The following is a 14,637-nucleotide window of genomic DNA, read 5'->3' on the forward strand; positions in this document are numbered from 1 at the left end:
AACATCACATTTAATATGAATATACAGAATAAAATTGGGGTAATCGGATTGGGGTATGTAGGATTACCACTGGCCCGTTTATTTGCAACAAAATATGCCGTAGTAGGTTTTGATATCAACCAGGCCAGAATTGCAGAACTGAATAGCGGAAAAGATTCCACTTTGGAAGTAGAAGATGAAGTACTGCAGCCGGTTTTAGTAAAAGAGAACCCGTTTTCAAACTCATCAAAAGGATTGCTTTGCTCATCTGATCTGGAAGATATTAAAGAGGCTAACATCTATATCGTAACTGTTCCTACACCGGTAGACAGACATAATCGTCCGGACCTGACGCCTTTATATAAAGCATCTGAAACAGTAGGAAAAGTATTGAAAAAAGGGGATATTGTTATTTATGAATCTACTGTTTATCCCGGTGTTACAGAAGAAGAATGTATCCCTGTGCTGGAAAAAGTTTCGGGATTAAAGTTTAACGAGGACTTCTTTGCAGGATATTCTCCTGAAAGAATCAACCCGGGAGATAAAGAACGTACCGTAGAGAAAATTTTAAAGGTAACTTCAGGTTCTACACCGGAAATTGGTAAAAAAGTTGACGAATTATATAAATCTGTAATTGCAGCAGGTACCCATTTGGCACCTACCATCAAAGTAGCTGAAGCATCAAAAGTTATTGAAAATTCACAACGTGATATCAATATTGCTTTTGTGAATGAGCTTGCCAAAATATTTAATCTCCTGGATATTGATACACATGCCGTTTTGGAGGCAGCAGGAACGAAATGGAATTTCTTGAAATTCAAGCCAGGATTGGTAGGAGGACACTGTATCGGGGTAGATCCTTTCTATCTTGCCCAAAAAGCGCAGGACGTGGGATATTATTCTGAGCTTATCCTTACAGCAAGAAGACTGAATGATTCCATGGGGCAGTTTGTAGCTTCCGAGGTGGTAAAAACAATGATTAAGAAAAGAATCAACATTACGGATGCCAAAGTACTGAATCTTGGAATCACTTTTAAAGAAAACTGTCCGGATGTAAGAAATACGAAAGCTGCAGATGTTATCAATGCTCTGGAAGACTATTCTGTAGAAGTTACAACGTATGATCCGTGGGCAAATCCAGAAGAAGTAATGCACGAATATGGTATACAATCTACCAATTCTCTTGAAGATGTGAAAGGACAGTTTGATGCAATTGTTCTCACAGTTTCTCATGATGAATTCCTGAATATTGATCTTTCCCGATATCTGAAGGAAGGAGGAGTTTTATATGATGTTAAAGGAATTTTAGAGAAATACGATAATCGTTTATAAAAAAGTAGAGAATGAAAATAGCAGTCGTAGGAACAGGGTATGTAGGTTTGTCTAATGCCGTCTTATTGGCCCAACATAATGAAGTTGTAGCTTTAGATATTGTTCAGGAGAGAGTAGAGTTGCTTAATTCTAAAAAATCTCCTATTGAAGATGATGAGATCAGTACGTTTCTTAGTACTAAACCCCTTAATTTCAAAGCCACTTTAGATAAAAAGGAAGCTTACGATAAGGCTGAATATATTATTGTTGCCACTCCAACAGATTATGACCCCACTACCAATTATTTCGACACAAGCAGTGTTGAGAATGTAATTAAGGAAATTGCAGAGTATAATTCTGAGGCTGTAATTATTATTAAATCTACAGTTCCGGTGGGGTATACCGTAGAGTTAAAAAGCAGAATGCATTTAGATAATGTAGTGTTTTCTCCGGAATTTTTGAGAGAAGGCAAAGCTTTATATGATAATTTATATCCTTCGAGAATTATTGTCGGGGAGCAGAGTGAGCGAGCAAGGATTTTCGCAGAATTACTGAAAGAAGGTGCGGTAAAAAAGGATATTCCGGTTTTGTTTACTAATCCTACCGAAGCAGAAGCCATTAAATTGTTTTCCAATACCTATCTGGCACTGAGGGTAGCTTATTTTAACGAATTAGACAGCTATGCGCAAATCCACGAGCTGGATACCCGCCAGATTGTGGAAGGTGTTGGTCTGGATCCAAGAATTGGATCGCATTATAATAATCCGTCTTTTGGATACGGAGGATATTGCCTTCCAAAGGATACCAAACAGCTTTTGGCAAATTATAACGCTGTTCCCAATAATATAATTCAGGCAATTGTAGATGCCAACAGAACCCGTAAGGACTTTATAGCAGATTCTGTACTTGCCAGAAAACCAAAAAAGGTAGGTGTTTACCGTCTGATCATGAAAGCAGGCTCCGACAATTTCAGAGCATCTGCCATCCAGGGCGTAATGAAAAGGATTAAAGCTAAGGGAGTAGAAGTGGAAGTGTTTGAGCCGGCCCTTAATGAAGAGTCTTTTTTCGGTTCCAGAGTAGTAAAAGATTTAGAACTTTTCAAGAAAGAATGCGATGTCATTATTTCTAACCGCAATGCACCGGAACTTGCTGATGTACAGGAAAAAGTGTACACAAGGGATCTATTTGGTAATGATTAAAAGTATAACTGCATTATAATTAATTTAATGGTTAAGACAAAACATCTAATTATATTTGGAACTCGTCCAGAAGCTATAAAAATGGCTCCCTTAGTAAAGGAATTTTTACAACGTGACGATTTTGAAGCAAAGGTCTGTGTGACTGCTCAGCATAGAGAAATGTTGGATCAAGTACTTGATTTTTTTGAAATAAAGCCTGATTATGATTTAAACTTAATGAAGCCTAATCAAAATTTATATACTCTTACAGCTGATATTATTACAGGACTTCGTCCTATTCTAGAGGAATTTAAACCTGATTTTGTGTATGTTCATGGAGATACAACAACAACAATGGCTGCAAGTATCGCGTCTTTTTATGCAGGCGCTAAAGTTTGCCATGTAGAAGCAGGATTAAGAACGCATAATAAAAGATCACCATTTCCAGAGGAAATAAATCGTCAGGTTGCAGGACGTATATCAGATTACCATTTTGCACCAACCGAACAATCGAAACAAAATTTGTTAAATGAGAATATAAAAAACGAAAATATTCTTGTAACCGGTAATACTGTTATCGATGCATTATTAGATAGTACTGAAAGAGTCAGCACACTATCCAATAATAATGAAATTGATTATTTGAAAAGTATTGTTGATTCCTCAAAGAGACTTATATTGGTAACTGGTCATCGACGCGAAAATCACGGAGAAGGATTTATAAATATTTGTGAAGCACTTAAGGAAATTGCCATTAACAATCCAGATGTACAGGTGATTTATCCCGTTCATTTAAATCCGAATGTAAAAGAACCTGTTTATAAAATTTTATCAGGAATTGATAATATTCATCTTATATCTCCTCTAGCTTATCCTGCATTTGTTTGGCTTATGAATAAGTCATATATGATCATTACGGACTCAGGAGGGGTTCAAGAAGAAGCTCCGAGTTTGGGTAAGCCCGTTTTAGTAATGAGGGATACAACGGAGCGACCGGAAGCAGTAGATGCCGGGACAGTCATTTTGGTAGGAACAGATAAAAATAAAATTGTTTCAGAAACACAAAGTTTACTCGATAATGGTGAACGTTATCAATCAATGAGTGAGCTTCATAACCCGTATGGAGATGGGAAGGCGTGTAAAAGAATCGTAGACTTTATATCATCCAAATAATTTTGAAAGGTGAATATAAAATCATTATATAAGAAAGTCTTAGGGACGGGAAACCAACAAAAGATTATTAAAGGAGTATTCTGGTCCTTTTTGGGAACTCTTATATCTAAAGGATTTGTTTTTATAGCTCTTTTTTTAGTTGCAAGAATACTGACAGTAGACGAGTACGGAAAGTTGGGATTATTGCAATCATACATTAATACCTTTACTACATTCAGCCTTGCAAGTTTTGGTGTAACTGCTACAAAATATCTTGCTCTATATGCTGAGAGTGATAAGAAAAAGGCCAGTGAGATTTATTCTTTAACAAGATTGTCTGTATTCTTTTTAGCAGTGGCGATACTTGTTCTTTCATTGGTTTTTAATAAACAGGTAGGTGAGTATATTGTGGGAAATCAAAATATGTCTAAGGAGGTATTACTTTGTGCTTTTGCTATTTTTTTCTCATCACTTAACGGATTGCAAACAGGTGCTCTGGCCGGTCTTGAAAATTTTAAAAGCATATCATTTGTCAATATGGTAAATGGGATCCTTTCATTACCGCTGATATTGTTTTCTGCATACAAATTTGGAATTTACGGTGTAGTTGTTTCTCTTGTCATAATTAATTTCTCTATTTGGCTCTGTTCAGCAATATTATTACAAAGAGAATTAAACCTTAAACAAATAAAGTTTACAATAAAAGGCCAGAAGAAGCATTTAGAAACAGTGTATAATTTCACTTTACCATCTTTTATAAGCAGCATGATGCTAAGTCCGGTGGTACTGATTTGTAATTCTATGTTGATAAAAAGTCATATAAATGGATATTATCAATTAGGAATTTATAATGCTACTTTTAATTTTTCTCAGGTTGGTACTCTGTTACTTGGAATAATTGGACAAGTCACTTATCCACTTACAATGAAGAATTTTGGTAAAAATAACAAAAGATTTGACTTCTTTAATATTAACCAATCATACGTAATAGGAGTTGTGCTTTTTCTGCCAATCTTAGTGTTGCCAGATTTGTTTTCTCAACTGTATGGAAGCAAATATCAGAATAGTGATATGCACTTAACACTACTATTTGTTTCTTTATCAACGATCATTATAGCGCAAAGGCAGGGAATCGCCAGAAATTTTGCAGCAGGAAATTTTATGTGGTTCAGTGTTTTCTCTAATATGACCTGGGCGGTAACTACAATAATTGTATGCAATTTTTTAATAGATTATGGAGCAATAGGAAGAGCTGTAGGATTTTTAATAGGGTATTTTGTCAATACTGTAATTTTTATTCCTTTCTATTTGAAAAAAAAGCTTATCAGTAAAAAACTGATTCTTAGCAAGGAACATTTTGTTTTGATCATTATTATTTCATTAGGTTGTTTGTCTTTTATCTGTGTTGAGAATATTGTTTTAAGAACCTTAATCGCTGTTCTTTTATTAACAGCAAGTCTCTTTACTTTTTATAAATGGTATAAAGTATATATAAAATGATAGGTAAAATTTTATTTCACATAAAGAATTTTGTAGACGGAAAAATACATAATTATAGAATTCAACAAGTACTAAGTAGTAGTAATATAAGTAAAAAATGTAGAATTTCTACTGGTTTTAGATTTACGAATATTAAAAATATATATATAGAAGACTATGTATATATGGGGCGTGATTCATTTTTATCAAGTTTTGGAAAAATTATAATAAAAAGAGGTACTATCATAGGCCCAAGAGTAGTAATTTATACAGCAAATCATAATTACATTAATGATATTAAGGCAATACCTTACGATAAGGAATTACTTATAAAGGATGTTGTCATTGAAGAAAACGTATGGATTGGAGATAGTGTAATTATTGTACCTGGAGTTACTATTGGAGAGGGTTCAGTCATTGCAGCAGGAAGCGTGGTGGTGAAAGATGTTCCAAAGTTTTCTGTGATGGGAGGAAATCCCGCAAAAGTAATAAAGGAGAGATCTAATATAAGTGATTATTTAAAGAATAAGGAATTAGATAATATTTATTTAAAGCAAAAAAATGGAAACTAATATAGTTATAAGAGGCGGTTATGGTTTCGGCAATTTTGGTGATGATGCCTTAATGTATACTATCGTAAAGGAATTGAATGAAGTTTCCACTGATATTGTACTTCTTTGCCAGTCAGCTCCTTATATTAATAATATTTTACCTGGTATTAAAGTTATGGATTATCATAAACTGAAACAACCTGTAAATTCAAAATTATTGGTATATGGAGGGGGAACACAATTTTATCATTTTAAAAAAAATACTTTCAGCAAAGGGTTAAAAGATAAGATATTTAATCTCAGCCATATTAAAAACTATATTAACAAAAAAATAGTAAAGAAAAACTTTATTGAAAACAAATTCCAGATCAGCAATTATGCCTCACACATTGCATTGGTTGGTGTAGGTGTAGGACCTTTTGATATAGAAAATTCAACTATAGAGAGAAAAACGGGAGAATTGTTTGCTAAAGCTGAATTTGTAGGTGTAAGAGATGAATTCGCTTTAAAAAAATCAAAAGAATGGGGGGTTAAAAAACCAATTCTTTCACCGGATATTTGTTATTCTTTTAATAGCCATTTTTTAGATTCATACACAAATGAGGCTAATGAAATAAAGAAGATAGGTGTTATTGTAAGAGACTGGAATTATGCAAATGGAGGAGGAGAATACTATGAAAAATTGCAGCAAGCTACAGAAAAGCTTAAGAAAGACGGATACGAGATAAAGTATATCCTTTTTGATGCCGAATCTGATTCCTATTGGTATAACAAAAAAGATAAATTGGATATGATCATTTGGAATCCTGAAAAAGATAAATTTGACTCTTTTTTGGAAGAGATTTCAAAGTGCGATTTATTTATTACAGCTCGTTTTCACGGGGCTATCTTTGCCTCATTATTGAATACGCCATTTATAACAATTGAAGTTGAACAGAAATTAAAGTTTATTTCAGAAACCTATTCTGAAAGTTCATACAGCTGGGGAAATCCATTCGATCTGGAAGATTTGTATTCCAAGATTTCTTTACTCAATGAAAACTATGTACAACGAAAAACATATTTGACACAGAAGATGCTTGAATTTAAAACATTATCTGATCAAATGTTTTTAAAATTAAAAGAATATTATAATCAATTACAATAATATCAGATGAAAATACATATTTTTTATTTAGCGGTAATGGATCGTTTGGGTAAGCAGATTACGGTTGGAGGTATTCAGAATTATTTAATAGGTCTAGGTACAGCTTTAAAAAATGCAGGATACGAGGTAGTAATTTACCAGGGTGCAGACGAAAACTTTGTGTCAGAATATAAAGGAATAACTATTATAGGTAAGAAAAACAATCTGAAAGAATCATTAAAAAAACAAACGAAAGATGTTTTTAACCAGGTTAACGATAAAATTTCAGTTAATGATATAATTGTTTTTGGTACAGATAAGATCGCATTTAAGTTAAAAGAATATTCAAAAACGATTTCTATCCAACATGGAATTTCATTTGATTATATTTCATATAATGCCTTTCCCGGATTTTTTAAAAAGAACATAGTAGGTATATTCTATAAACTCTTACAATGTTACAAAAATGCAAAAGACTTTCTTATTTGTAAAAACGTTGTATGTGTAGATTATAATTTTACAAACTGGATAAGAACAATTTTACCTCGAAATTACTCAGAAAATACGGTAGTGATACCTAATTATGCTACCACTTCTAAAGAAATCAGCATCAATCAGATTTCTGGTGATAAAATTAAAATTCTTTTTGCAAGAAGGTTCGAAATGATGAGAGGTGTGCATATTTTGATAGATATAGTGAAAAATATTACAGCAAAATATGATAATGTAGAATTTACAATATGTGGAGAAGGACCATTAAAAAATGAATTAATAAAAGAAATTGGTTCTTTTTCAAATGTCAACATTACTAAATATGGTATAGGAGAATCCGAGCAGTTCAATTTACAACATCATATTACTTTAGTGCCGACTTATGGAAGTGAAGGGACTTCATTCTCATTATTAGAAGGAATGGCGGCGGGAGCTGTACCTATTGTTTCAAATGTTGGGGGAATGACCAATATTATTCTAGACGATTATAATGGATATATTATGAATCCTGATAGCAAAGCTTTTATTGAAAAAATAAGTTTTTTGATTGAAAATCCTGATATTTTAAAAAGAATTTCTGAAAAAGCAAAAGAAACGGTAGAGTATTCTTTCAATGAACAAAAATGGAGAATAAATTGGATAAATTTTATTAATAAAGTGCATAATGCAAATTAAAAAAAAGTTTTATAATTTTTATGTAATCTTTTGTTTAGCTGGTTTTTTAATATCCAGCTTCCTACCTTCTATTTTAAAAATACAAGGACAGGGTATTAATATAATCTATCGTGTACTTGTGCTGGCTTTTAGCCTTATCATTATCAGTAGTAATATTTTTTCCAAAAAGTTTAATTTTAAAATTTTTAGCTTTTACACCCTATTCTTAATTTTTTGGGGAATCTATTCCCTATTTCTATTGAAAGATATTTATTTTGAGCCTATTAGACTTACTTCCAATAAAACTTACTCAGAATATGTACAGTTTGCATTTGGAGTTGTTTTAATACCTTGTTTCGCTTTTATGATATTAGACTTTAAGAAATTAAACTTTAAGGGAATACTCAACATAATTTACTATACCATATACGCTTTACTCTTTGTATCATTATTATCAAGAAATAATAGTAATGTTACCGGAAGAGATGTTGGAGATCTTGAAATAGGTGTCCTCGTATATGGACAATATGGTACTATGTTGGCATTATTATCAATTTATAAGCTAGCAAATGAGAAAAAAGGAATTTTTTCTATTCTATATATAGCCGGTATAATTTTGGGTGCGCTGATTATCTTCGTATCAGCAAGTAGAAGTCCATTTATAGCTTTGATTTTGTCGACTGTATTTTATTTTGTTATTAAAAAAGGAACAAAAGGAGTTTTTTACTTGAGTATACCAGCCATTTTTATTTCCGTTTTCTTTTTTCAGATCATGGAATTGTTTGGAAGTCTTTTTAAGAGTAATTTCTTAGACAGATTGGTTTCAACTTTTGAAAAGGATAATGAGCGTGAAAAATTAGTCAAGGTCGCTTTAAGAGAATTTATTGATAATCCTTTTTTTGGAAAAAATTTTTTAATACAAACAAAACCATATATAGGATCTTATCCTCATAACCTTTTTGTCGAAGCTTTTATGGCAACAGGTTTTTTTATCGGAATGATACTTGTAATACTATTTATAAGAACCCTTTTTATAAAAGGAAAGTATGTTATACAAAATGATCATTCGACAGGTTGGATTCCGATGATCTTTTGCCAGTTTTTTATTTTCAGTATGTTTTCAAACAATATTTATTCCAACAATTTGCTATGGTATTTATTGATTTTAACAATTATTACTTTCAGATATGAAAAATATTTTAATGCTCATCGTACTCCTGTGCTTAATGCCTAGTTGGTTTAATGGACAAGAATTTTATGTTTATACACAAAGTAAAAGGTATAATATACAATGTAAAAATTGTATAAAAAATTATTATTTTTTTGGCCAGCATTATATTGATGGTAATAAAAAAAATATCATTGACCTTAATGCCTTAACTCAGGGTATTAATACTATCATACCTAATAAACAAAGTACCGATTTAATAGTACTGGATATTGAAAATAAGGTTTATCAGGATGTCAAGCAGAAAAGCAGATTTGATGTCAATTACGCTTCTAATATAAAGAAACTGGTAGATATGGTAAATCTGGTAAAAAAAATGAGACCTAATGCAAAGGTTGTATTATATGGTGTTCCGTTTAACTTCAACTATGATTTTCAAAAGAAATTTAATGATTTTGAAAAATTAAAGCCATTACTAAAAAGTGTAGATTATCTGGCACCTTCATTATATCTAATGTATTCTAATTTCGAAAAGGATGATGGTTATTTTAAAAACTATATCACAAATAATTTAGATCTGAACTTTCAAATGGCAGAAAAAGTTCAAAAACCTGTATTACCATTTATTTGGTATAAAGTTCATCCTTATAATAAAATTTCTGGTGGTAGTGTAGTTAATGAAAATTTATATGATACTTATTTAAAACTGATAAAAGATTATAGCTACAAAGGAAAGAAAGTGAGCGGTATTATTTATTGGGAACCCTCGAAAGAAACAATTAATATTAATCAGAAGCTGAATAGTACATTAAAAATTTTAGATAAATGATACTTCACATTACAAACGATTACTCAGGATCTACAGTCTATAAAAATTTAGTGAGGGAGCTGGATAATAATGGGGTGGAGCAGATTGTGTATAATCCATTTCGTGAGGCTTCCAGAATAGGGAAAAACAAAATAAATTTTAAAAATAACCGCTCTCAGATTATCTACAGCCACATCTTATCAAAATATGCAGATCGGGTTTTGTATAAGAGAAAAATTAAAAAAATAGTACAGGACATTGAAGCAAAAATAGATCTCAAGACTGTCAAATTTATTCATGCTCACACATGGTACAGCGATGGTGGAGCGGCCTATGAACTTCATAAAAAATATAATATTCCCTACATAGTAGCAGTGCGTAATACTGATCTGAATGTTTTTTTGAAATATTTCCTGCACGAAAGAGGCTACGGAAAAAAAATTCTTCAGAATGCGAATAAGATCATAACCATTTCGGCAGTCTATAAAAAAAGAATGCTTGAAGATTCCCGACTGTCTCATATCCTGGAGAATGTACAGCAAAAACTCACAGTGGTCCCAAATGGTGTAGATCCTTACTGGATAGAATCAAAGGTTGTGAAGAAGAAAACTGCTGTGGATGAAAAAAAAAGCATTCAGTTACTTTATATAGGGAAATTTAACAAGGGAAAAAATGTTTTTAACCTTATTAATGCTGTTAAGAATCATAATCGCAAAATTCAGAATAAGATAAAATTAACACTGATTGGAGGAGGAGGAAATGACGAGAAGAGAATCCTGGATTCTATTAAAAACGACCCTTCCTTTGAGTTTGTAGGAAAAGTAGACAGTCTGCCTGTTTTAAAATCCTATTACGAACGAAGCGACTTTTTTACTATGCCTTCTAAAGCAGAAACCTTTGGCCTGGTCTATATAGAAGCCCTCCTCCAAGGCTTACCGGTAATGTACACGCAAAATGAAGGGATCGACGGTTTTTATGATGATTCTATCGGGGAAAAAGTGGAAGACACTTCTGTTGCTTCGATCGAACGGGCGCTTGAACGTTTAATCCAAAAACGAGATCATTATAGTTTTGATATGGAGCAATTGTTAGAAAATCATGACTGGAAGAGAATAGCTGAAGTATACCAACAATTATATACAGAAAAAAAATAATGAACATATTATACATCCACCAATATTTCGTAACTCCTCAGGAGCCAGGAGGAACAAGATCGTATTGGCTGGCGCAAGAACTTATTAAAAACGGGCATAAAGTTACTATGCTCACCTCATCGTCGAAATTTTCAGAGGATATTAAAGTGGTAAACATTGATGGTATTGAAGTCGTTTATATAAAAGAAGACTACGACCAGAATATGAGTGTTTCCAGAAGATTAAAGGCTTTCTTGAAATTTATGTACAAATCCTCTGTGGTAGGATGGAAACAGAAAGATATCGATTTGGTGATTGCTACATCTACTCCTCTTACAATAGGTATTCCGGCACTTTTATTAAAGTGGTTTAAAAAGAAACCTTTTGTTTTTGAAGTAAGGGATCTCTGGCCGGAGGTGCCTATACAAATGGGAGCCATAAAAAACAGCTGGACAATAAAAACAACTCGTCTGCTGGAAAAAACGATTTATAAAAACGCTTCCCGCGTTATTGCTCTTTCTCCCGGTATGCAGGATGGAGTCGTAAAATATATTCCAAAAGAAAAAACATCAATGATTCCTAATATGGCTAAAATGGACGAATTCTGGCCTAGGGGGAAAAATGATCAATTGATGGTAAACCTCGGGTTAAAAAAAGATTCCTTCAAAATAGTTCATTTTGGATCTCTGGGATTGGCAAATGGAGCTCATTCAATTATTGAGTCTGCCAAATTATTAAAAGATAGAGAAGATATAGAATTTTTGTTTGTAGGAGGTGGTTCTACCGAACAGGATTTGGTAGATGAAGTAGAGAAAAACAACCTTAAAAATGTGAAATTTCTCGGAAAGTTCCCTATGACAGACGTATCTGAGATTGTCAATTTTTCAGATGTTTCTATGATTTCCTTTTTGGATATTCCGATTTTGTATACCAACTCTCCAAACAAACTTTTCGATTCGTTGTCTGCAGGAAAACCGATTATTGTAAACTCTGCCGGATGGACGAAAGATATAGCCGAAAAATACCATTGCGGATATTATGTAAACCCCAACCATCCGGGAGAACTTGTAGAAAAAGTACTCTATTTGAAAGACAACCCTGAGGTGGTAAGGAGTATGGGACAAAATGCAAGAAAATTGGCTGAAACAGTTTATGACAAGTCTATTTTGTGTAAAAAGTTTGTTGAAGTTATCGAAGAAGTAGATAATGCTTAGGAGACGTGTAAGTAGGTATTGGTACAATCATTTTTCTGCTATCATAATAACAAGGGAATAGTGAGTTTTAGATACCGGATGAATAGTTAAAAAAACAGTTGATTGTTTCCGTAAAGAGAAAACTTACATGAATTTGAAAGATAATCTTTTAAAAGAAAAGCTTTTAAAATAGTTAGATGCCTTATTTTTTGTATTTGACAATCTGCATCTTAACAAAATCTTTGGTAGAAAAGGAACACGTTTCTTTGGAAAAGCTAAAAAAAGGTATATATTTGCACCAGTTAAAAGCAAATGCTACCTTAATTGATCCGGTAGTTCAGCTGGTTAGAATGCCGCCCTGTCACGGCGGAGGTCGCGGGTTCGAGTCCCGTCCGGATCGCAGAAAAAGTCTTCTAGAAATGGAAGACTTTTTTATTTTTCCCACATTCAATTTACTATTCAATTTGATTCCTGTAAAACTGATAATTTATCATTGACAGAATTCTCGTATGGAAATTCGGGAATAGAAAAGTGAATAAAGTTCAGTTTTACATACTGTTGCTGATTGCTTTTTTGTGAATTGTAAGATTTATACTGATTTTTTTATATAAACTGACCTTGGTAGAAACTATTTTTACAAAAGAACAAATAAGAAAATAATTTTTTTGTGAAAATCCCGGAATACCTGTCTGGAACGCTAACTTTATAAAAATGAGCTAACTATAACTCCTCATTTGCAATCCTTAAACCTCCGTTTTTTTACGGTATTTTTAAGAATGTCTTTTATTGTTCAAATTTAGGTCTGATATTTGTACTGGGTAGCCAAACTAAATGGCCGATTTATTTATGAAAAACATATCTGTGAAAAAATCCTTTCTTTATGTCTGTTTATGCGCTTTTTTCCTGGTTTCCTGTAAAAAGGAAATAGAAAAGATAAGCGATACTTTTAAAGATACTGTTTCTTCTTCGGAACCTTCGGAGGTGGAAAAGGATTCCATAAAGAAAGATTCTGTTCCTGTAGTGAAAAAAGAATCTGTTCCGCCTGTGATGCAGGAGAATGGTTTCTATAATGCCTTTGTTCTTCCTAAGGATAAAAAAATGCGTGATTCTGTGTATGCAGAATTCAGCAAGAAATACAGTGTAGAGGAGAGAACTGCTATTTTAGCTTTAAACAGGCTGGATTCTAAAAGTAAATGGAATGCCGATACTTTGGTTGTTCCTGCAAAAATAGATACAACATTGATGGCATATTCACCGTTTCCAATGCAGCTGGATGTATTAAGCGGAGTGAAAAAGTTTGTCATCTTCTCATATCCTATACAGGCTTTTGCGGTGTATTCCAATGGAAGTCTTGTAAAATGGGGCCCGACAAGTATGGGTAAAAAAGCAGCCCAGACCACAAGAGGGCTTACTTTTGCCAACTGGAAAAAGAAACTCGCTATTTCTACGGTAAGTACTGAATGGAAACTTCCTTATAACTTTAATATTCACAATATCGGAGGAATTGGGTGGCATGAATATACCCTTCCGGGATATCCTGCTTCTCACTCATGTCTCCGACTGCTGAGGAAGGATGCCCAATGGCTGTATTCTTATGCAGATACCTGGATTCTGAATCCCGGCGGTGCCACAACAAAAGCCAAAGGTACAGCGGTAATGGTATTCGGAGATTACAAATGGGGAGGAAGAAAACCATGGAGAAATCTTTTGGATGATCCTAATTCCAACAATATTTCCGTTGAAGAATTGACGAAGCTTCTAGAGCCGGACGTTCCAAAAATGCTTAAAGAACAAAGCAACAGAGAAAAAGTGGTGGATTCTATCAAAGCAGCAAAAGCAGCAGCTGCACCTGTTCAGAATGAAAAGCCTGCAGAACCTTTATCTAATTAATTTTCTTTTCAAATTGCAAAGTAGATTCTTCAGCAAATTTTCTGAGTTTAATCATTTCCTCCTTACCCTTATGTTGCCCGAATCTTGCAGCAATATACGTAAGAAGAATAAACAATAACATGACAAAAGAAGCGCTCAGTGCCCAGGGGTATTCGGCGCTTTTTATCTGTTTCTCCACGTAATACATGGTGAAGAATGTCATCCACAAAATAGAAAAAGAGAAGTACAAAAACATAAAGAATGTCCACACTGCAGAGCTTGGGCCAAATACTCCGCGTATTGCCGTATGCTCATCTTCCATTTCCACCCTTAAGGCGAGGCAGGGCTTCCAGTAATTATCATTTTCTGTTTTCACCCAGATGGTAGCAACCTCCTTGTTGATATTTCCTGAAAACTCATCTTTATGCTCTTCCATATATTTTTTCAGGTTTTCAGCATACTCTTCTTTGGTAAGATGAGTAAACATTTTAAATCTGGGTCTGGTTCTGATTCTGTCTAAGGTGCTTTCTTCAGTATTCATATT

The 14,637-nt window shown here is 33.3% G+C and carries 13 protein-coding genes and 1 tRNA gene; 13 read left to right on the plus strand and 1 reads right to left on the minus strand.

The features are described from left to right. The first annotated feature begins 15 nt into the window (after positions 1–15). From V0410_RS21185 to V0410_RS21245, 13 genes are all read left to right on the plus strand, one after another. Positions 16–1,311 (plus strand): nucleotide sugar dehydrogenase, encoded by a 1,296-nt coding sequence (locus V0410_RS21185; protein ID WP_227943881.1) that lies wholly within the window; start codon positions 16–18, stop codon positions 1,309–1,311. Positions 1,312–1,322: 11 nt separating this feature from the next. Then, complete coding sequence (locus tag V0410_RS21190) at positions 1,323–2,489, plus strand: nucleotide sugar dehydrogenase (protein WP_330745521.1); 1,167 nt, start codon at positions 1,323–1,325, stop codon at positions 2,487–2,489. A 27-nt stretch (positions 2,490–2,516) separates the two neighbouring features. Further along, entirely contained in the window at positions 2,517–3,641 is a 1,125-nt protein-coding gene (gene wecB, locus V0410_RS21195; protein WP_330745522.1) for a non-hydrolyzing UDP-N-acetylglucosamine 2-epimerase, read from the plus strand. Between the two features lie 9 nt (positions 3,642–3,650). Continuing rightward, positions 3,651–5,120 (plus strand): oligosaccharide flippase family protein, encoded by a 1,470-nt coding sequence (locus tag V0410_RS21200; RefSeq protein WP_330745523.1) that lies wholly within the window; start codon positions 3,651–3,653, stop codon positions 5,118–5,120. Beyond that, positions 5,117–5,671, plus strand: coding sequence for an acyltransferase (locus V0410_RS21205; RefSeq protein WP_330745524.1), 555 nt, complete (start codon positions 5,117–5,119; stop codon positions 5,669–5,671). The genes V0410_RS21200 and V0410_RS21205 overlap by 4 nt, the downstream gene beginning before the upstream one ends. After that, on the plus strand, positions 5,661–6,797 hold the full coding sequence (locus tag V0410_RS21210; protein ID WP_330745525.1) for a polysaccharide pyruvyl transferase family protein: 1,137 nt from the start codon (positions 5,661–5,663) through the stop codon (positions 6,795–6,797). Before V0410_RS21205 ends, V0410_RS21210 begins: the two co-directional genes overlap by 11 nt. Positions 6,798–6,803: 6 nt before the next feature. Further along, on the plus strand, positions 6,804–7,943 hold the full coding sequence (locus tag V0410_RS21215) for a glycosyltransferase family 4 protein (protein WP_330745526.1): 1,140 nt from the start codon (positions 6,804–6,806) through the stop codon (positions 7,941–7,943). Beyond that, positions 7,933–9,156: an O-antigen ligase family protein gene (locus tag V0410_RS21220; protein WP_330745527.1), complete on the plus strand. Its 1,224-nt coding sequence runs from the start codon at positions 7,933–7,935 to the stop codon at positions 9,154–9,156. Before V0410_RS21215 ends, V0410_RS21220 begins: the two co-directional genes overlap by 11 nt. After that, positions 9,110–9,919, plus strand: a complete 810-nt coding sequence (locus V0410_RS21225) for a hypothetical protein (RefSeq protein WP_330745528.1) — start codon at positions 9,110–9,112, stop codon at positions 9,917–9,919. The genes V0410_RS21220 and V0410_RS21225 overlap by 47 nt, the downstream gene beginning before the upstream one ends. Continuing rightward, complete coding sequence (locus V0410_RS21230; protein ID WP_330745529.1) at positions 9,916–11,052, plus strand: glycosyltransferase; 1,137 nt, start codon at positions 9,916–9,918, stop codon at positions 11,050–11,052. The genes V0410_RS21225 and V0410_RS21230 overlap by 4 nt, the downstream gene beginning before the upstream one ends. Next, positions 11,052–12,245, plus strand: coding sequence for a glycosyltransferase family 4 protein (locus V0410_RS21235; RefSeq protein WP_330745530.1), 1,194 nt, complete (start codon positions 11,052–11,054; stop codon positions 12,243–12,245). Before V0410_RS21230 ends, V0410_RS21235 begins: the two co-directional genes overlap by 1 nt. Positions 12,246–12,550: 305 nt before the next feature. Continuing rightward, positions 12,551–12,624, plus strand: a tRNA-Asp gene (locus V0410_RS21240). 446 nt (positions 12,625–13,070) lie between these two features. After that, entirely contained in the window at positions 13,071–14,114 is a 1,044-nt protein-coding gene (locus tag V0410_RS21245) for a L,D-transpeptidase (RefSeq protein ID WP_330745531.1), read from the plus strand. On the opposite strand, the gene V0410_RS21250 is transcribed toward V0410_RS21245, so the two are convergent. After that, entirely contained in the window at positions 14,107–14,634 is a 528-nt protein-coding gene (locus V0410_RS21250) for a hypothetical protein (RefSeq protein WP_330745532.1), read from the minus strand. The genes V0410_RS21245 and V0410_RS21250 overlap by 8 nt on opposite strands. Positions 14,635–14,637: the final 3 nt, after the last annotated feature.

Source organism: Chryseobacterium sp. CP-77, from assembly GCF_036362765.1.
In the GTDB taxonomy this organism is placed as follows: Bacteria; Bacteroidota; Bacteroidia; order Flavobacteriales; family Weeksellaceae; genus Chryseobacterium; species Chryseobacterium cupriresistens.

Coding starts and splice junctions, on each gene's coding strand:
- V0410_RS21205 (WP_330745524.1), top strand. CDS start 5,117: ATGATAGGTAAAATTTTATTTCACATAAAGAATTTTGTAGACGGAAAA.
- V0410_RS21220 (WP_330745527.1), top strand. CDS start 7,933: ATGCAAATTAAAAAAAAGTTTTATAATTTTTATGTAATCTTTTGTTTA.
- V0410_RS21190 (WP_330745521.1), top strand. CDS start 1,323: ATGAAAATAGCAGTCGTAGGAACAGGGTATGTAGGTTTGTCTAATGCC.
- wecB (WP_330745522.1), top strand. CDS start 2,517: ATGGTTAAGACAAAACATCTAATTATATTTGGAACTCGTCCAGAAGCT.
- V0410_RS21185 (WP_227943881.1), top strand. CDS start 16: ATGAATATACAGAATAAAATTGGGGTAATCGGATTGGGGTATGTAGGA.
- V0410_RS21210 (WP_330745525.1), top strand. CDS start 5,661: ATGGAAACTAATATAGTTATAAGAGGCGGTTATGGTTTCGGCAATTTT.
- V0410_RS21215 (WP_330745526.1), top strand. CDS start 6,804: ATGAAAATACATATTTTTTATTTAGCGGTAATGGATCGTTTGGGTAAG.
- V0410_RS21245 (WP_330745531.1), top strand. CDS start 13,071: ATGAAAAACATATCTGTGAAAAAATCCTTTCTTTATGTCTGTTTATGC.
- V0410_RS21235 (WP_330745530.1), top strand. CDS start 11,052: ATGAACATATTATACATCCACCAATATTTCGTAACTCCTCAGGAGCCA.
- V0410_RS21230 (WP_330745529.1), top strand. CDS start 9,916: ATGATACTTCACATTACAAACGATTACTCAGGATCTACAGTCTATAAA.
- V0410_RS21225 (WP_330745528.1), top strand. CDS start 9,110: ATGAAAAATATTTTAATGCTCATCGTACTCCTGTGCTTAATGCCTAGT.
- V0410_RS21250 (WP_330745532.1), bottom strand. CDS start 14,634: ATGAATACTGAAGAAAGCACCTTAGACAGAATCAGAACCAGACCCAGA.